This is a genomic window from Rhodanobacter hydrolyticus (assembly GCF_044904645.1).
In genome coordinates, this window is the sequence record NZ_JADIKK010000008.1 from 2,104,604 (window position 1) to 2,121,212 (window position 16,609).

Below are 16,609 nucleotides of genomic sequence, written 5' to 3' on the forward strand. Positions count from 1 at the left end.
CTTTGCCTCGGTGCCCAACCAAGGCCTTTCTGTGGATGGAGGCTTGTCATTCTGCGACGCGGATCGGCTCGACCATGGTCGCAATGATGGATTTTTCATGGCACGTTGGCCCGCAAGAACTTGTAGCATCCAGCGCTTCCCCATCAGCGGTCCCAGCGCATTGCACATTGCAAAAGACTCCGCAGCCCCGCCGGCTGGCAAAGACCATTACCTCATCCTCGACGGACTTCGCGGCGTCGCCTCCCTGATGGTGGTGCTGTTCCACATCTGCGAGGCATACAAGCCGGACCATCCGCTGACGCAGCCGATCAACCACGGCTACCTGGCTGTGGATTTCTTCTTCCTGCTCTCGGGCTTCGTGATCGCCTATGCCTACGACGACCGGTGGCAGACGCTGGGCACATGGGATTTCTTCAAGCGCCGCCTGATCCGCCTGCAGCCCATGGTCGTCATGGGCACGACGATAGGCGCGCTGCTCTTCTACTTCCAGGCGGGCGCGGCCTTTCCGCTGATCGAAGCTACGCCGGTGTGGAAGCTTTTGCTGGTGATGCTGGTGGGCTGGACACTGCTGCCGCTGCCGCCGTCCATGGATATCCGCGGCTGGAGCGAGATGCATCCGCTCGACGGTCCGGCGTGGTCGCTGTTCTTCGAATACATCGCCAACATCCTGTACGCGGTTGGCCTGCGCAGGTTGTCGAACCGCTGGCTGGGCGTGCTGGTCGTGCTGGCCGCCGCGTTCTTCGTGCAGCTCGCCGTGTTCGGCAAGCGCGGCGACGTGATCGGCGGCTGGGCCATCGATCCGGAGCAATTGCACATCGGCTTCGCCCGCCTGCTCTTTCCCTTCCTCGCCGGCATGCTGCTGATGCGCCTCGGCAAACGCATCCGGGTCAAGCACGCCTTCGCGGCCTGCAGCCTGTTGCTGATCGTGGCGCTGACGCTGCCCCGCTTCGGCGGCGCCGACCGCCTATGGTTGAACGGCCTATACGAATCGCTCTGCGTGGTCGCGGTGTTCCCGCTCATCGTGGCCATCGGCGCCGGCGCAACGCAGGCCGACGGCCTGTCCACCCGTATCGCCGGATTCTTCGGCGAGCTCTCCTACCCGCTCTATATCACCCACTACGGCCTGATCTACGTCTATACCGAGTGGGTGGGCGCGCACGCAGCGCTGCCCTTCGGCACCAAGTGTGCAGCGGGTGCAGCGGTCTTCGTCGCAAGCATCGCCATCGCGTATGCGTGCCTCAGGCTGTACGACCTGCCGGCGCGGAAGTGGCTGGCCGCGAAGCTCCTGAAGCGCTCGGTCGGGTGATGCCGATCCATTTCCCACGCAACCATCCCACCGCGTCCACCACGACGTAAGGATGGCATCGGCGTCGGCGCGCCTGGAGTCAGCAAGGGTTTCCAGTCCCATGGCCCTTTCGTCCAGCCAATCGTTCCGCGCGGCGATCCGCCGCGCCATGCCTTGGCATCAACGCGCCTCCGCTCCTTCCAGCGCGAGCGCCGCTTTGCGCACCGCCGCGGCGATCGCTTCGCTGGTGGCGGGATCCTGCACCGCGCGCGCCATCGTCACCCCACCCACGAGCAGCGCCAATAGCGCAATCGCCTCCTCGCGCCGTGCCTTGGGCTTGCCGGCCAAGCCGGCGGCCATCGCCTCGATGACCGAGTGCAACTCTGTTTCGTACGCCTGCCTGACTTCGTCGCTGGCGCGCGCCACTTCGCTGGAGAGGCTTTGCAGGGCACAGCTGTCGGCCAGGTCGCAGGTACGGCGATCGCCCAGGTAGAAATCGATGAAGCCGCTGCGCCAGCGGCTGCCGAACTGCTCGCGCATCTGCTCGACGCCGCGCCGCAAATCCGCCATCCCCACGATGACCGCTTCGCGGAAAGCATCAGCCTTCGACTTGAAGTGCGCATAGAACGCCCCCGAGGTCACCTCTGCGCCCTTGGCCAGGCCATCGACGCCGCAGCCGCCAAACCCATGACTGCGAAACATCCGCCCAGCGCTCAGCAGGATCCTCCCCCTGCCGGCCTCTCTCTTTCCCGCCTTGTGTGCCATCGAGGCCTCCGAATAACGATCGCAATGTGGTACTTGACTACATAACGATCGTTATGAAACGATCGCCACGTCACGATCGTTATATGGCGCGCGTGACGCAGTCGCAAGGTTCACGACCCGATCAATCCACCGGATTCCTAGGAGTTATTGCCATGCCCATTTCCATCCAGCTCAGCGAAGGCCTGCTTACCCAGCAGGGCGAGCGTGAAGTATTCCCCCTCATCGCCGATGCGCTGCTGCGCGCACACGGCCTCGACGGCAACGCCTTCATGACGCCCAACGTCATCGGCCATGTGGTCGTGAGCCCCGAATCGACCAGCTACGCCGGCGGCCGGCCGCAATCGCTTGCCGTCGTCGAGGTGAAAGTACCGGCGGCGACCTTTCCCGACGCCAACGTCAAACGGGTCTTCGTGGGCGAAGTCACCGAGATCATCGACCGGCTCAAGGCCGGTTCGCACCCGCGCGAACGGACCTTCGTCAACGTAACGTACGCGCTCGACGGCGCCTGGGGCATCGGCGGCAAGGCATACACCAACGATGAGCTGGGCGCTGCGATCCAGCAGGCCGCCGCGGGCTGATGCCCTGACCCGCGCGGCATTGCCGCGCCTGGACCGCCGCATCATGCCCACGGAGCAATCGCATGAAGATCGGAGCTCGATTTCGATCCATCCTGGCACTGGCCGCATCACCGGCAATCGCCGCGGGTGCTGGTGGCGCGCCACCAGCACCACATCCCGCACCGATGTCGGCAGCAGTCAGCCGAATCGAACTCGAACACAGCGATGTACCGGGCACGGATATGGAAACCCGGATCTACCTGATCACCTTCGCACCGGGCACCGCAGCGCCCCTGCATCACCACCCGGTCGAGGGCATCGGATACATCGTCGAAGGCAGGGCACGCTCCGCATTTGGGACAGCCGCCCCCGTCACCTTGGTCGCCGGACAAGGGTTTCGCGACCAGGCCATGACAGCCCATACCGTGTTTGCCAACGCCGATGCCCGAAAGCCGCTGAAATTCCTGGTGGCCTACACCGTCCGGAAAGGTACTCCGGTGATGGAAGTACCTTGAAAGTGGCCGTTCCACGGGCCTGTCGATCGATGACAGGCCCGTTCTGCCGGTGGCGCCGGAATCACTCCCCGCGCAGCCACCTCGCCGCATCCACCGCGAAGTAGGTCAGGATGGCATCGGCGCCGGCGCGCTTGAAGGCGGTGAGGGTTTCCAGCACCACGGCCTTCTCGTCCAGCCAACCATTCTGCGTAGCGGCCTTGAGCATGGCGTACTCGCCGCTCACCTGGTACACGAAGGTGGGCATGCCGAAGGCGTCCTTCACCCGACGCAGCACGTCGAGGTAGGGCAGGCCCGGTTTCACCATCACCATGTCCGCTCCTTCCTGGATGTCCAGTTCGACTTCGCGTAGCGCTTCGTCGCTGTTGGCGACATCCATCTGGTAGGTGTGCTTGTTGCCCTTGCCGAGGTTGGCGGACGAACCCACCGCGTCGCGGAACGGGCCGTAGAAGCTCGATGCGTATTTCGCCGAGTAGGCGAGGATGCGGGTGTGGATGTGGCCGGCCGCTTCCAGCGCATCGCGGATCGCACCGATGCGGCCGTCCATCATGTCGGAAGGCGCCACCACGTCCATGCCGGCGTCGGCCTGCGCCAGCGACATCTTCACCAGCGCCTCGACGGTGGGCTCGTTCATTACGTAGCCATGCGCATCGATCAAACCGTCCTGGCCATGCGTGGTGTAGGGATCAAGCGCCACGTCGCCGACCAGACCGAGGTCGGGGTACTTCGCCTTCAGCGCACGGCTGGCGCGGTGCATGAGGTTGTCGGGATTCCACGCCTCGCGCGCGTCCTCGCTCTTCACCTCCTGCCCCGGCGAGGGGAACAGCGCCAGCGCGGGGATGCCCAGCCGCACGCATTCGCCAGCGAGCTTCAGCAGTTCGTCGATGGAGAGGCGATCCACGCCCGGCATCGAAGGCACCGGCTCGCGCCGGCCTTCACCCTCGATCACGAACGCGACCATGATGAGGTCACTGGGCAGCAGGGTGTGCTCGCGCATCAGCGCACGGGAAAAGGCGTCGCGTCGCATGCGGCGTGGGCGGATGGCGGGGAAGCTCATGGGTATGCCTTTTGCGGGAATCCGCCCATTTTAGCTCCGCATGGCGAATCCCCTCGAAACCGCAAGCCCTACGAAGCATCAACATCAAACATACGCGATGCATACACGGATCCGTGCAGGCTGCCCGCGCCCCCACGCGAGGAAAAATCATGAACACGTCCCCACGCCAGGCCGCCCATGCCGACCGTCCGCTGCCCGCAGGAGCGGGTTACCTCGGCCCGCACACCAGCCGCACCCCGTTGACGGTCACCGTGGTATTGCGCCGCATGGGGCAGCCGCCGACACCCGCGGCATGGCCACAGCGCCCGCGCTGGGCGCGCGGTGAATTCGGCACGCACTGCGGGGCGGACCCGGCCGACATCGCCCGCGTGCGCAGCCATGCCGACGCATACGGCCTGGAGGAAGCCGGCTGCGAACCGCACCGGCGCGTGCTCCAGTTGCGCGGCTCGGTGGACGCGCTGCAACGCGCGTTCGGCGTGCAGCTGGGACGTTACCGCTGGCCGGGTCTGCCCCAATACGTGGTGGGCTGCGAACAGGCGCCCGTTCTTCCGGCCGACGTCGCACCGTCGGTGATCGCCGTGCTCGGCCTGGACGGTCGTCCGGTAGCCAGACCGCAGTTCCGCAAGCCGTTGGCAACGCCCAATCAGACCTACACGCCGCCGCAGATCGGGCAGCTCTACAACTTTCCTGCCAATACCGATGGCAGCGGCCAGTGCGTGGCACTGATCGAGCTGGGTGGCGGTTTCAGCCAGACGGACCTCACCACCTATTTCACCGCGCTCGGCATCAGCCCGGTGCCCACGGTGACCGCGGTATCGGTGGCCGGCGGCAAGAACAGCCCCGGCGGCGAGGCCGATGGCGAGGTCATGCTGGACATCGAGATGGTGGGTTCGCTGGCGCCGGGCGCGGCGATCGCGGTGTATTTCGCACCCAACACCGACCAGGGTTTCTATGAGGCGATTTCCCAGGCTGCGCACGACACGCAAAACAAACCCTCGGTGATCTCGATCAGTTGGGGCGGCCCCGAAGCCAGCTGGAGTGCGTCCTCGCTCGCCGCAATGCAGAGCGCGCTGGAAGACGCCGCGGCACTGGGTGTCTCGGTGACCGTCGCCGCGGGCGACAACGGCTCCAGCGACGGCGAAAGCGACGGCCAGCCACATGTGGATTTCCCTGCCTCCAGTCCGTATTCGCTGGCCTGCGGCGGCACCACGCTGACCGCCGCCGCTAGCACGATCAGCAGCGAGGTGGTGTGGAACGAAACGGCCTCGAACGAAGGCGCCACCGGTGGCGGCGTGAGCACGGACTACGCGTTGCCGACCTGGCAGCAAGGCAGCAACGTGCCGAAGGCGCCGAACGGCTTCGTGGGCCGCGGCGTGCCGGATGTCGCGGGCGATGCCGACCCGCTCACCGGCTATCAGGTGCGGGTGGACGGGCAGGATCAGGTGATCGGCGGCACCAGTGCGGTGGCGCCGCTGTGGGCCGCGCTCCTGGCACGCTGCAATCAGTCGCTGGGCCGGTCCGTGGGCGACGTGCATGCGGCGCTGTACCAGATCGGCGAATCGGCCTTCCACGACATCACGCAGGGCAACAACGGCGCCTACGATGCGGGCCAGGGTTGGGATGCCTGTACCGGGCTGGGCAGTCCGGACGGCCAAATGCTGTTGGCCGCGCTGGCTGCGCAGAACACGTCCGCTACAGGCACGGGCACCTCGGGAGGTCAGCGAAAAACCTGAAAATCCGCTGCACGTGGCGCCAAATCCGCGACGAGAACTGGCCTGCGCCGTGCGCGGCGTGGTCGCGCCCAGCTTCCATACGTATGCACACAGTGGACGTACACCGGCCTGACAAGGCACGCTTACCGCTTGTGCTTGTGCGCTACTGCAGGTTTCTCCCCGATGCCCCATGGAAATTCCCCCACCCTGCTCGCCGATCTGGGCGGTACCAACGTCCGGTTCGCGCTGGCCGGTGACGACACCTCCACTCCGCTGCGCATGGACAGTATCCGGCGCTACCGCGTCAAGGATTTCAACTCGCTGGCCGATGCTGCACGACGCTATTTCGCCGACAGCGGCTGCAGCGCATCGCAGGCGGTGATCGCTGCGGCGGGCCGCATCGCCAACGGCGAGACGGTGAAAGTCACCAACAACCCGTGGGCGATTTCGGCACCGACGCTGCAGGCCGAGCTCGGCATGAACGCCGTGCACCTGGTGAACGACTTCGCCGCGCAGAGCATGGCGGTACCGCTGCTGGCCGCCGACGCGCTGTCGCCGGTCGGTCCACTGAGCGCGCCGGTGCTGGACCAGCCGCAGTCGCAGACTTTCGTGGTGATGGGCCCGGGCACCGGCCTGGGCGTGGCCGGCCTGCTGTGGCGCGACGAGCAATGGATCGTGCTGGAGAGCGAGGGTGGCCATGCCGGCTTCGCCGCGCACACCACCGAGGATGTGGAGATCCTGCACCGGCTCAATGCGCGCTTCGGCCGCGTTTCCAACGAACGCATGATCTGCGGCAACGGCCTGGTGAACCTCTACCTCGCCCTGGCCGACATCGCAGGCCAGCCGGCCGAGGAATACACGCCCGAGGACATCACCTCGCACGCCGAGGCGCATAGCGACCCGTTGTGTGTGCGCACGGTGGAAACGCTGGCCGGCATCTTCGGCAGCGTGGCCGGCGACCTGGTGCTCAGCCTGGGCGGATGGGAGGGCGTGTACCTTACCGGCGGCGTGCTGCCCTTCCTGCTGCCATGGCTGCATCGCGGCGGCTTCCGCGAACGCTTCGAGGCCAAGGGGCGCTTCCGCGAGACAATGGAACGCGTACCCACGCTGGCAATCGTCCATCCCGAACCGGGTCTGCTCGGCGCAGCGGCCATCGCGCTGCGCGCGGCGGGACACTCGCTGCTGCCGCGCCGCTGACCGCCGGAACCGCACCCATGCCACGCCGCAACACCAGCTTCCTGTTCGATCTCGACGGCACCCTCGTCGACAGCGTTTACCAGCACGTGCTGGCGTGGAAGGAAGCGCTGGATGCCGAAGGCATCGATCTCTCGGTATGGCGCATCCATCGCCGCATCGGCATGAGCGGCGGCCTGTTCACCCGCGTGCTGCTGCGCGAGACGGGGTTGGACATCACCGAGGAACGCCGCCAGCGGCTCTACGACGCCCACGCCGAAGCGTTCAACCGGTTGCACTCACAAGGCGCGGTGAAGCCGTTGCCCGGCGCGCGCGAACTGCTGGCCTATCTCACCGACCAGGACATCCCCTGGGCCATCGCCACCAGCGGCCAGATGCGTACCGCGATCCACAACCTCGATGCCCTGGGCGTCGATCCCGCCAAGGTGCCGGTGGTGACGCGCGACCAGGTGCGCCACGCCAAGCCTGATCCCGACCTGTTCCTCGCCGCCGCCGAGCGGCTGGGCGTGGACGTGCTCCACTCCATCGTCGTCGGCGACAGCGTGTGGGACATGCTCGCCGCGCAGCGCGCCCGCGCGATCGGCGTGGGCCTGCTCAGCGGCGGCTACGGCGAGGACGAACTCGCCCGCGCCGGTGCGCTGCGCGTCTACGAGGATCCCGCTGACATGCTGAAGCGCATCGACGAGGTGGCTGCACGCAGCTGAGCGACCCGCCGCCGCGCGCCGGGATGGGTTGATCGGCGAGTCTTTGGTTACGCCGCAACGTCCGGCTTTGACTGCATTCTCACCCGGCTGTCGCCACCCTCTCCCGAAGAAACAGGGACTCGCCAGCCAAGCCTTCGACCGATCCATCTGAGGAGCGCCAAGGAGAGACGACAGCCATGTCCATCCTGCGACTCTACGCGCGCGTGCTCGCGTTGCTCGCCCCGGAACGGAAGCTGGCGATCGCGCTGACATTAGCCAACCTAGTGCTGGCCGGCGTGTATTTCCTGGAGCCGGTGCTGTTCGGCCATGTGGTGGATGCGCTTTCCTCCCCCCATGCAGGCAACGCACCACGGCTGATCACGCTGTGGGCACTGGTCGGCTTCGGCGGCGTGACGGCCGCGGTGTGGGCGTCGCTGCATGCGGATCGCCTCGCGCACCGGCGCCGGCTGGCCGCCATCGCGGCCTTCTTCGAGCATGCAGCCGCGCTGCCGCTGGCCTTCCATGGCGAATACCACACCGGTCGCCTCGCGCGGATCATGAACAACGGCGTGAGCAACCTGTTCAACCTGTGGCTGAGCTTCTTCCGCGAACACCTGGCCACCTTGCTGTCACTCTTCGTGATGGTGCCGGTGGCGCTGGCGATGAACTGGAAGCTGGCGCTGCTGATGATCGCGCTGATGCTCAGCTTCGCGATCTCCAACGCGATCACGGTGCGCCGGACACACAAGGCGCAGGGCGAGGTGGAGGAATTGCACAACGAGATCGCCACGCGCGCCGGCGACGTGTTCGGCAACGTCACCGTGGTGCAAAGCTTCACCCGGCTGAGCGCCGAAGCCGCCGCGCTGAAATCGATGATGACGCGGGTGCTGGCTGCGCAGTATCCGGTGCTGCGCGGCTGGGCGATCCTGTCGGTGCTGAACCGTGCGGCCAGCACGCTCACCATCGTGGCGATCTTCGCGCTGGGTGCCTCGCTGCATGCGCGCGGCGAGATCACGGTCGGCGGCATCGTCAGTTTCGTGGGCTTCGCGATCATGCTGATCGGCCGACTCGAACAATTCGCCGGCTTCCTCTCCACGCTGTTCTTCCAGACGCAATCGCTGGAAGACTTCTTCACCGTGCTCGACCAGCGCCCGGCCATCGTCGACGCGGCGGACGCCATCGCGCTGCCGCGCGTGCGCGGCGAGGTGGTGTTCGACAAGGTCAGCTTCGGCTATGACCCGGTGCAACCGGCCTTGCATGAACTGAGCTTCCGCGCCGCACCGGGCGACACCATCGCCCTAGTCGGCCCCACCGGCGCCGGCAAGAGCACCGCGCTGAGCCTGCTGTACCGCGCCTACGATCCTTCCGGCGGTATCGTCACCATCGACGGCCACGACATCCGCAGTGTCACACTCGACTCGCTGCGGCAGAACATCGGCGTGGTGTTCCAGGATCCGGGCATGTTCTACCGCTCCATCCTCGACAACCTGCGCGTGGGAAAGCCTGACGCGGGCCTGGAAGACATCGAGAAAGCCGTCGCCGCCGCCGAAGCCGCCGCCTTCATCGCGCGCAAGCCGGAAGGATTGGAGACGCTGGTCGCCGAACGCGGCCGCTCGCTGTCCGGCGGCGAACGCCAGCGCCTCGCCATCGCCCGCGCGATGCTGAAGGACGCACCCATCCTGGTGCTGGACGAAGCCACCAGCGCGCTGGACAACGCCACCGAAGCGCGCATCCAGCGTGCGCTGGACGCGCTCACCCGCGGCCGTACCACCTTCGTGATCGCGCACCGCCTGTCCACCGTGCGAAATGCCGACCTGATCCTCGTGCTGGACCAAGGTCGACTGGTGGAACAGGGCCGTTTCGACGAGCTGATCCGCCGGGGCGGGTTGTTCGCGCGGCTGGCCGAGGACGGCAAATTCGCGCCGGATGCGCACGAGCAGGAACCCAGATAGAGCGTGCCCGAACCGCCTCAGTCCCCGTTTCGAGGGAGATGGCGCCTCGTGGGTTCAACGTGGTTGAACCCCGTGCGGTGAAACACTTCCGAATCCGTTGGTGGAAGTGCTCAGCGGACGATCTGGAAATGCACCATCAACCAGCCGACGGATGCACTGAAATAAACGCAGACCGCAAACCAGAAACCGATCGAATCCTTGTGCCAGATGTGCTTGTTCATGCCCCCCTCGAGGTATGTGTGTCACGGCGCCGATGATGCGCCTGTATTCGACACTTAGGAACAAGCCAACTTCATACCAAATCGCCCGGTTATCGCTGCAATTCAGCCCGGCATGCCGGTACCGCGGTGTTCGTCACATTATCTGCGTGCGGCACAACACGCTTCGTGCGCATCCACTGCCGGCCTCGGCAAGACGCATGTCTGTATCCAACGTTGATGTCCGCAGCAGATACTGCCCTTGAAGGTCGCGCACTGCCGCAGCAGGTCAAGTTTGTTCCGCGCGAATGCGATGGTCTTCATCAAAGCGTTTGCGCCTCTCGCAGGAAGTGCGCAGTGCAAGCGACCCACGCCGACGACCCGTGCGCTTCCGATCGAGAGCCCACTTCTCGCGGGACGATCAACCGCTTCGCATCCCAACTCGACAGCCAGAACACGCCGAGCCACGCCAGCGTGATCAGATATTCCGTCACGTCGCTGACGTTGTGACCGATGATCGGTGCGACGATGCTGCCCGATTTCTCAAGCCAGTAGGCGTAAAGCACGCCGAGCGCGATGGCATAGAGTTGCTGGCCCAACGCCAGCGGCCACGGTTGCGTCCAGAAGCTCGCCATATGCGCCAGCGCGAAAAGCAGCACCACGATGACGCCGGCTCCGTTCATTTCGAAACGGTTGAGGTGCGCATGAAACCTGTCGTGGATCAGCACTTCGCCGGCGCGCACGCGGAAGCGTCCGCTGCTGCCGCTCTCCTCGAAACCGCCCGAGAGGACAACGTCCGCATAAGCACCGGCATGGCAGTGGCGCGGCACGCTGGTACGCGCACGCCATGTCTCGCAGCCGGGCCTGATCTCTACGTACATCTTTTTCCTCGGAGCCCATGCATAGCCTCCAGACTTTCCGTATCGGGAGTCGTCTGCACACAATCCAAGAATGGACGGAGGAGCGAACGTCCGTCCATGGCCAAGCGATAACTCAGGGATGCGGAAGGGGCAGGCGCAGCCTGCAAGGCGCCGGTCAGCCCGGTGCCAGCAGCGCGTCCAGGTCGTCCTGGTCGAAGCTGAGCTTCTCGCGGCTGCCGCCGCCTTCGAGCACAGCTTCGGCGAGTTCGGCCTTGCGCGCCTTCAGCTCCTCGATGCGCTCCTCCACCGTGGCGGCGGTGATGAGGCGGAACACGAACACCGGCTTGTCCTGACCGATGCGGTGCGCGCGGTCGCTGGCCTGCGCCTCGGCGGCGGGATTCCACCACGGGTCGTAGTGGATCACGGTATCGGCAGCGGTGAGGTTGAGGCCGACGCCGCCGGCCTTGAGCGAGAGCAGGAACAGCGGCACTTCGCCCTGCTGGAACTGCTGCACCGGCGTAGCGCGATCGCGCGTTTCGCCGGTGAGGGTGACATAGGGGATGTGGCGGCGATCCAGCTCCTGCGCGATCAGCTTGAGCATGCCGGTGAACTGCGAGAACAGCAGCACCTTGCGGCCTTCGTCGAGCAGTGGCGGCAGCATGTCCATCAGCAGCTCGAACTTGGCCGAACCCTGCACACCGCGCGCGGCCTCCAGCTTCACCAGACGCGGATCGCAGCAGACCTGACGCAACTTGAGCAACGCGTCCAGCACCACGATGCCCGAGTGCTGGATGCCGCGCTGGGCAATCACTTCGCGCAGCTCCTCGGCCAGCGACAGGCGCAGGCCTTCGTACAGTTCGCGCTGGCGGCCTTCCAGCACCACGCGGCGGGTGATCTCGGTCTTCGGCGGCAACTCCGACGCCACCTGCGCCTTGGTGCGGCGGAGGATGAACGGCGCAAGGCGGCGGTTGAGGCGCTGCTGGCATTCCTCGTCGCGCTGCTTCTCGATCGGCACGCGGTAGTAGCGGCGGAACGCGTTCTCGTCGCCCAGCAGGCCGGGCACGGCAAGGTCCACCTGCGACCACAGTTCGCCGAGGTGGTTTTCCAGCGGCGTGCCGGTGAGGCAGACATGGCGGCGCGTGCGCAGGCTGAGCAGGGCGCGGCGCGCCTGCGTGCGCGGGTTCTTCACCTGCTGCGCCTCGTCGAGCACGATGAGCGCGAACGGCTGCTTGCGCAGCGGCAGCACGTCGCGCGGCAGCAACGCGTAACTGGTGAGCACGATGTCCTGCGCGCCGAGCTGAGCGAAGGCATCCGCACGCTGCGGGCCGTGCAGGGTAAGCACCTTGAGCGCGGGCGCGAAGCGCGCGATCTCGGCCTGCCAATTCGGAATCAGGCTGGTAGGCACCACAATCAGTGCGGGCTGGTTGAGCGCGCCGGCTTCCTTCAGCGCAAGCAAATGGGTGATGAGCTGCAGGGTCTTGCCCAGCCCCATGTCGTCAGCCAGCACGCCACCGACGCCGGCTTCCGCCAGTGCGTTCAACCAGCGCAGGCCTTCGCGCTGGTACGGCCGCAATTCCACCGTGAGGCCGGCAGGCACGACGTCGCTGGCACGTTCGGCGGCATCGCGCAGGCGCGTGGTGAAGCCGCGCAGCGTCTCCGGCGCTTCCAGCGCGCCATCGCTCGGCAGCGCCTGTGCCAATTCATCCAGCCGCCCCGCCTGCACGCGCGGCAGGTGCAGCTTGTTGCGTGGTTTTTCCAGGTATTCGGCCAACGGGGCCAGCAGGCCACGCAACTCCTTGAGCCGCACCGGCACGCGGCGACGCTCGTCCACCGGCGCATACCACACGGCATCTTCCGGTTCGTTCGGTGCGGGGCTCAGATTGAGCTGATGGTCGGCCAGCGCCTGCGCCACCGCAGGCAACAAGTTGTGGCGCTTGCCTTCCAGCTCGATGCCGATTTCCAGGTCGAAGGCATGGTCGTCGGCATCTTCCGCCGCCTGCCCGTACCAGCGCACCGGCCCTTCCAGCACTTCGAACGGAAAACTCGGCGCGTACTCCAGCACGAAGCCGTCGGCTTCCAGCTTGGGACGCAACGCCAGCCAGCGCGCCGGCGTGTTCACTTCCAGCGCGCCGGCGTGGCCGGTGCCGGGGAACAGCCAGGCGTCGTCGGGCAAGGTGTCGGCCATGTCCCACGGCAGGCCTTCGGTATCCACGGCTGGCGTGAGGCCGGCGCGCTCGAGGTGTTCCATGGTGGCGAGTTCTTCCGCGCGGCGACGCGCGATCTCCACCAACTGGCCGTTGCGCACGCGGCGCACCAGCGGCTCGCCGCCGCGCCCAGGCAGGCGCTCGCCCGCGTAGTCGAAGGAAAGCCTCGCCCACGCCAACGGCGACGTACCGGCCGCAAGGCGCGCGTGGCGGGTCAGCGCATGCAGGGTCAGCACCGGCTTGGGTGCCAATTCCGCACGCTGCAATTCGTCGAACACCTGCGGCGGCGGGATGCGCGCGGCCAGCCGGCTGCCCGGCAGTGCCTCGGCCAGGCTGCGACCGTAGTCGTGCTTGAGCGGCGGCAGATCCAGCCACGCCGTCTCTTCGGGCGCGGCTTCCAGGTGTCCCAGCGTGGCGTGCTCGGCGTCGAGATACCACAGGCCGTCGATGCGCAGCAGGCGCTGGCTGTGCGGCAACTGCGGCAACAACCGCTGGCTGCCGTCCGACTCCAGCTGCCAGTGCCAGTTGAGCGCATGCGCGCGGCCCCGCGACAGCCTTAACCCGGCCAGGCCTCCGAGGAAACAGGGCGCGGTATCCAGTAGCTCGATCAGCAGACTGTCGCCGACATGGCCGCCCAGGCGCGCGTAATTGCGGCTCTTGCGCTGGCTCTGCGGCAAACCGAGCACGGCGGCGGCGAGCCGCTGCTCGTGCGGCGGCAGTGGCGCCTGCACCAGCAGATGACCATCCAAGGGCGTGGGCCGCAGATAGCGACCATGCTCGCCCACCGCCAACAGCACCGGGGCCACGTCGAGGTGCGCCGCGGCGGCGCCGTCGTCCGGCATCACCTCGAGGAAAAAGCCCAGCACGACGGACTCACCACTGGCCGGCGCCTTGGGCGTCTCCAGCAGATGCCGCCAGGTCGTCGGCAGGTTGCCGACCGAAGTGGCGCGTGGTTTCCCGTCCGGCTGCTGCATGCGCATGCGCCCCGTGGCGACGACCAAAACGCCGAGCTTAGCAGGCGGATTGCCTATGGGAACGCATTGGCTGCACGACGGATCGACACTCGATCAAGCGAGACTCTGCCTATCATCCCGGCGCAGGCCGGGATCCAGTGGCTGTGCGGCTTGGACGAGCACCGGATGAGCCGCTTCGCTCGCCCCTTTGGGGCCGCCCTTTGGGCGTTCTGCGCGCGGAGCACTTGTCCGGCCTGCGCTGGAATGACGAGCTACAAGCAAGCCACACGCGCAGCCAGGGTCAGGCGTTGCCGAACAAGCCGTGCGGGTATTCGGGCTTCTGCTCTCGCGCCATCAGCATCTTCAGACCCTCCGCGGGCGTGACTTCGCCGTGCAGCACGGCGCGCACGCCGGCACTGATGGGCAGGTCCAGCGCATGCTGGTCGGCCAGGCGCGCCACCTCGTCGGCGGCGAGCACGCTTTCCACCACCTGGCCAATCTGGCGCACCGCCTCGTCGATGGCGATGCCTTTGCCCAGCGCGAGGCCCAGCCGGCGGTTGCGCGAAAGATCGCCCGTGCAGGTGAGCACCAGGTCGCCAAGGCCCGAGAGGCCGATCAGTGTTTCCGGCCGTGCACCCAGCGCCACGCCGAGGCGCAGCATCTCGTTCATGCCACGGGTGATCAGGCCGGCGCGGGCGTTGAGGCCCAGCGCCATGCCGTCGGCGATGCCGGTGGCTACCGCCAGCACGTTCTTCATCGCGCCGCCGAGTTCGGCGCCCAGCATGTCGCCACCGGTATAGGCGCGCAGGTTGGGAGCGTGCAGCAAGTTGGCGACGCGCTGCGCGCAGGCGGCGTCTTCCGAATGCACCGTAACCGCACTGGGCAAACCGGCCGCGACTTCCTTGGCGAACGAAGGACCGGTGATGACCGCCGCCGGATGGCCCGGCAGTCGCTGCGCCACCAGCTCGTGCAGGAAACGCCCGGTGCCCGGTTCGAAGCCCTTGGTGGCCCAGACCAGCGTGGTGCCGGGAGCCAGCAGGGGCGCCACATCATCCAGCATCGCGGCGAATGCATGGCTGGGCACCACCAGCAGTACCACGGCGGCGTCACGTACGGCGGCGGTCAGATCCGGCTCGTAGCCCAGCGCCGCGGGCAGCTCGATGCCCGGCAGGTAGCGCTGGTTGCAGCGCGCCGTAGCCATCGCGGCCAGCGCGTCGGGGTCGCGTCCCCACAGCCGCGTCGGCACGCGATTGCGTGCCGTGAGCGCGGCCAGCGCTGTGCCCCAGGAACCGGCACCGAGTACCGCCAGGGTCGGATGCTGCGTCATGCAGGGCTCAGCTGTTGAGCTGGAACGGTGCGTCCCCGCCGCCGGCCATGCGACGCTGCTGTTCGGCGTACAGGGCGTCGAAGTTGATCGGCTGCAGCAGGAACGGCGGGAAGCCACCCTCCAGCACCATCGAGGAAATCACCTGACGCGCATAGGGGAACAGCAGGTTCGGGCAGTAGCTGCCGATCACGCCGGAGAGTTCGTCAGCGCCGAAGCCGGCGATGCCGAACAGCCCGGCCTGCTCCACCTCGGCGAGGTAGGCGGTACGCTCGCCCAACGTGCAGGTCAGGGTGACGCTGAGCACCACCTCGTACAAGCCGTTGCCCAGATCCATGGCCTTGTGGCCCAGGTTCAGCTGCACCTGCGGCGCGGCCTGGTCGGGCTCGCCGGAAAATTCCTGGAAGATCTGCGGCGCACCCGGCACCTCGAAGGAAACATCCTTCACGTAGATCTTCTGCAGCACCAGCTGCGGCATGCCGCCCTGCGCGCTGGACTGGCCGTTGGAGGCGACTTCTGCCATGGGAATCCTCGATGGTTCTGGCGTCAAAAGAGCTTGATTGTTTCATACCTGCCGGCCGCATGCACCCGCGGTCGATCCGATGGATTGCGCACGAGCCTGTTTTTGCTGGATAATGCGCGGCTCACCATGCCGACCCGACTCCGTTCGGGGAGTCCGCCACGCGATGCGGACCTCGCGGCGAAGCAAGCGCAACACCCTCCAGCATCGCGTGGCGCAAGGCGCCGCTGGGCCGATGTCGCCCTGGCCAACGGGCGGTCAACAGAACATTACGGAGCTCATCATGGCCCGCATTTGCCAAGTCACCAAGAAGGGTGTGCAGACCGGCAACAACGTCTCGCACGCGAACAACAAGACCCGCCGCCGCTGGCTGCCGAACCTGCACGAGCGTCGCTTCTGGGTCGCCAGCGAGAACCGCTGGGTCAAGCTGCGCGTTTCCAACCACGCGCTGCGCACCATCGACAAGAAGGGCATCGAGGCCGTGATCGCCGAGCTGCGTGCCCGCGGTGAGAAGGTCTAAGGAGAACAGTCATGGCTAAGGGTGCAAACGACAAGATCCGCCTGATTTCTTCGGCCGGTACCGGCCACTTCTACACCACGCAGAAGAACAAGAAGAACACGCCGGAAAAGTTCGAGTTCAAGAAGTACGATCCGGTCGTGCGCAAGCACGTGATCTACAAGGAAGGCAAGATCAAGTGAGCAACGATCCAAGCGCCTTGCGCTTGGAGCATCGTTGCTCATCCCGGCGAAAGCCGGGATCCAGTGAAGTACTCAAAAGCCCGCCGCCAGGCGGGCTTTTTCATGCTCCCGCCAAACGTCATCGCTTGCCCCCGG

The 16,609-nt window shown here is 66.5% G+C and carries 15 protein-coding genes; 9 read left to right on the forward strand and 6 right to left on the reverse strand.

Annotated features, from left to right (window positions below; genetic code table 11):
• The first annotated feature begins 97 nt into the window (after positions 1 to 97).
• A complete protein-coding gene (locus tag ISP25_RS12110; RefSeq protein WP_404614169.1) occupies positions 98 to 1,306 on the forward strand; it encodes an acyltransferase family protein in 1,209 nt (402 codons plus the stop codon).
• A 159-nt stretch (positions 1,307 to 1,465) separates the two neighbouring features.
• On the opposite strand, the gene ISP25_RS12115 is transcribed toward ISP25_RS12110, so the two are convergent.
• Entirely contained in the window at positions 1,466 to 2,050 is a 585-nt protein-coding gene (locus ISP25_RS12115) for a TetR/AcrR family transcriptional regulator (protein WP_404614171.1), read from the reverse strand.
• 152 nt (positions 2,051 to 2,202) lie between these two features.
• On the opposite strand from ISP25_RS12115, the gene ISP25_RS12120 reads away from it, so the two are divergent.
• Complete coding sequence (locus tag ISP25_RS12120) at positions 2,203 to 2,628, forward strand: hypothetical protein (RefSeq protein ID WP_404614173.1); 426 nt, start codon at positions 2,203 to 2,205, stop codon at positions 2,626 to 2,628.
• 62 nt (positions 2,629 to 2,690) lie between these two features.
• A complete protein-coding gene (locus ISP25_RS12125) occupies positions 2,691 to 3,122 on the forward strand; it encodes a cupin domain-containing protein (protein WP_404614175.1) in 432 nt (143 codons plus the stop codon).
• Positions 3,123 to 3,183: 61 nt separating this feature from the next.
• Here ISP25_RS12125 and hemB read toward each other — a convergent pair whose 3' ends face one another.
• Positions 3,184 to 4,176 carry a porphobilinogen synthase gene (gene hemB, locus ISP25_RS12130; protein WP_404614177.1) on the reverse strand — a complete coding sequence of 331 codons (993 nt, stop codon included), beginning with the start codon at positions 4,174 to 4,176 and terminating at the stop codon, positions 3,184 to 3,186.
• A gap of 149 nt (positions 4,177 to 4,325) precedes the next feature.
• On the opposite strand from hemB, the gene ISP25_RS12135 reads away from it, so the two are divergent.
• The 4 genes from ISP25_RS12135 to ISP25_RS12150 all read left to right on the forward strand — a co-directional run bounded on the left by ISP25_RS12135 (position 4,326) and on the right by ISP25_RS12150 (position 9,717).
• Complete coding sequence (locus ISP25_RS12135) at positions 4,326 to 5,909, forward strand: S53 family peptidase (RefSeq protein ID WP_404614179.1); 1,584 nt, start codon at positions 4,326 to 4,328, stop codon at positions 5,907 to 5,909.
• Positions 5,910 to 6,071: 162 nt separating this feature from the next.
• Positions 6,072 to 7,085 (forward strand): glucokinase, encoded by a 1,014-nt coding sequence (glk, locus tag ISP25_RS12140; RefSeq protein ID WP_192155709.1) that lies wholly within the window; start codon positions 6,072 to 6,074, stop codon positions 7,083 to 7,085.
• Positions 7,086 to 7,102: 17 nt separating this feature from the next.
• Positions 7,103 to 7,786 (forward strand): HAD family hydrolase, encoded by a 684-nt coding sequence (locus tag ISP25_RS12145; RefSeq protein WP_404614181.1) that lies wholly within the window; start codon positions 7,103 to 7,105, stop codon positions 7,784 to 7,786.
• A gap of 176 nt (positions 7,787 to 7,962) precedes the next feature.
• Positions 7,963 to 9,717, forward strand: a complete 1,755-nt coding sequence (locus ISP25_RS12150; RefSeq protein WP_404614183.1) for a glucan ABC transporter ATP-binding protein/ permease — start codon at positions 7,963 to 7,965, stop codon at positions 9,715 to 9,717.
• Positions 9,718 to 10,237: 520 nt separating this feature from the next.
• Here ISP25_RS12150 and ISP25_RS12155 read toward each other — a convergent pair.
• From ISP25_RS12155 to secB, 4 genes are all read right to left on the reverse strand, one after another.
• Complete coding sequence (locus ISP25_RS12155; protein ID WP_404614185.1) at positions 10,238 to 10,795, reverse strand: CPBP family intramembrane glutamic endopeptidase; 558 nt, start codon at positions 10,793 to 10,795, stop codon at positions 10,238 to 10,240.
• 154 nt (positions 10,796 to 10,949) lie between these two features.
• Complete coding sequence (locus ISP25_RS12160) at positions 10,950 to 13,952, reverse strand: DEAD/DEAH box helicase (RefSeq protein WP_404614187.1); 3,003 nt, start codon at positions 13,950 to 13,952, stop codon at positions 10,950 to 10,952.
• Positions 13,953 to 14,232: 280 nt separating this feature from the next.
• Complete coding sequence (locus tag ISP25_RS12165) at positions 14,233 to 15,258, reverse strand: NAD(P)H-dependent glycerol-3-phosphate dehydrogenase (protein WP_404614189.1); 1,026 nt, start codon at positions 15,256 to 15,258, stop codon at positions 14,233 to 14,235.
• A 7-nt stretch (positions 15,259 to 15,265) separates the two neighbouring features.
• The gene (secB, locus tag ISP25_RS12170; protein ID WP_192155730.1) at positions 15,266 to 15,778 is read right to left on the reverse strand and encodes a protein-export chaperone SecB; all 513 of its coding nucleotides are present in this window, start codon (positions 15,776 to 15,778) and stop codon (positions 15,266 to 15,268) included.
• 280 nt (positions 15,779 to 16,058) lie between these two features.
• On the opposite strand from secB, the gene rpmB reads away from it, so the two are divergent.
• Together rpmB and rpmG are read left to right on the forward strand one after the other, a co-directional pair.
• Positions 16,059 to 16,295, forward strand: a complete 237-nt coding sequence (gene rpmB, locus ISP25_RS12175) for a 50S ribosomal protein L28 (RefSeq protein ID WP_192107688.1) — start codon at positions 16,059 to 16,061, stop codon at positions 16,293 to 16,295.
• 11 nt (positions 16,296 to 16,306) lie between these two features.
• Entirely contained in the window at positions 16,307 to 16,474 is a 168-nt protein-coding gene (gene rpmG / locus ISP25_RS12180) for a 50S ribosomal protein L33 (RefSeq protein WP_181303365.1), read from the forward strand.
• The last annotated feature ends 135 nt before the right edge of the window (positions 16,475 to 16,609 follow it).

What these genes read in the sequence shown, in the direction of transcription:
- ISP25_RS12120 (WP_404614173.1), top strand. Translation starts at nt 2,203, where the DNA reads ATGCCCATTTCCATCCAGCTCAGCGAAGGCCTGCTTACCCAGCAGGGC.
- ISP25_RS12110 (WP_404614169.1), top strand. Translation starts at nt 98, where the DNA reads ATGGCACGTTGGCCCGCAAGAACTTGTAGCATCCAGCGCTTCCCCATC.
- ISP25_RS12135 (WP_404614179.1), top strand. Translation starts at nt 4,326, where the DNA reads ATGAACACGTCCCCACGCCAGGCCGCCCATGCCGACCGTCCGCTGCCC.
- ISP25_RS12115 (WP_404614171.1), bottom strand. Translation starts at nt 2,050, where the DNA reads ATGGCACACAAGGCGGGAAAGAGAGAGGCCGGCAGGGGGAGGATCCTG.
- ISP25_RS12165 (WP_404614189.1), bottom strand. Translation starts at nt 15,258, where the DNA reads ATGACGCAGCATCCGACCCTGGCGGTACTCGGTGCCGGTTCCTGGGGC.
- glk (WP_192155709.1), top strand. Translation starts at nt 6,072, where the DNA reads ATGCCCCATGGAAATTCCCCCACCCTGCTCGCCGATCTGGGCGGTACC.
- secB (WP_192155730.1), bottom strand. Translation starts at nt 15,778, where the DNA reads ATGGCAGAAGTCGCCTCCAACGGCCAGTCCAGCGCGCAGGGCGGCATG.
- ISP25_RS12125 (WP_404614175.1), top strand. Translation starts at nt 2,691, where the DNA reads ATGAAGATCGGAGCTCGATTTCGATCCATCCTGGCACTGGCCGCATCA.
- ISP25_RS12150 (WP_404614183.1), top strand. Translation starts at nt 7,963, where the DNA reads ATGTCCATCCTGCGACTCTACGCGCGCGTGCTCGCGTTGCTCGCCCCG.
- ISP25_RS12155 (WP_404614185.1), bottom strand. Translation starts at nt 10,795, where the DNA reads ATGTACGTAGAGATCAGGCCCGGCTGCGAGACATGGCGTGCGCGTACC.
- rpmG (WP_181303365.1), top strand. Translation starts at nt 16,307, where the DNA reads ATGGCTAAGGGTGCAAACGACAAGATCCGCCTGATTTCTTCGGCCGGT.
- ISP25_RS12160 (WP_404614187.1), bottom strand. Translation starts at nt 13,952, where the DNA reads ATGCAGCAGCCGGACGGGAAACCACGCGCCACTTCGGTCGGCAACCTG.
- rpmB (WP_192107688.1), top strand. Translation starts at nt 16,059, where the DNA reads ATGGCCCGCATTTGCCAAGTCACCAAGAAGGGTGTGCAGACCGGCAAC.
- ISP25_RS12145 (WP_404614181.1), top strand. Translation starts at nt 7,103, where the DNA reads ATGCCACGCCGCAACACCAGCTTCCTGTTCGATCTCGACGGCACCCTC.
- hemB (WP_404614177.1), bottom strand. Translation starts at nt 4,176, where the DNA reads ATGAGCTTCCCCGCCATCCGCCCACGCCGCATGCGACGCGACGCCTTT.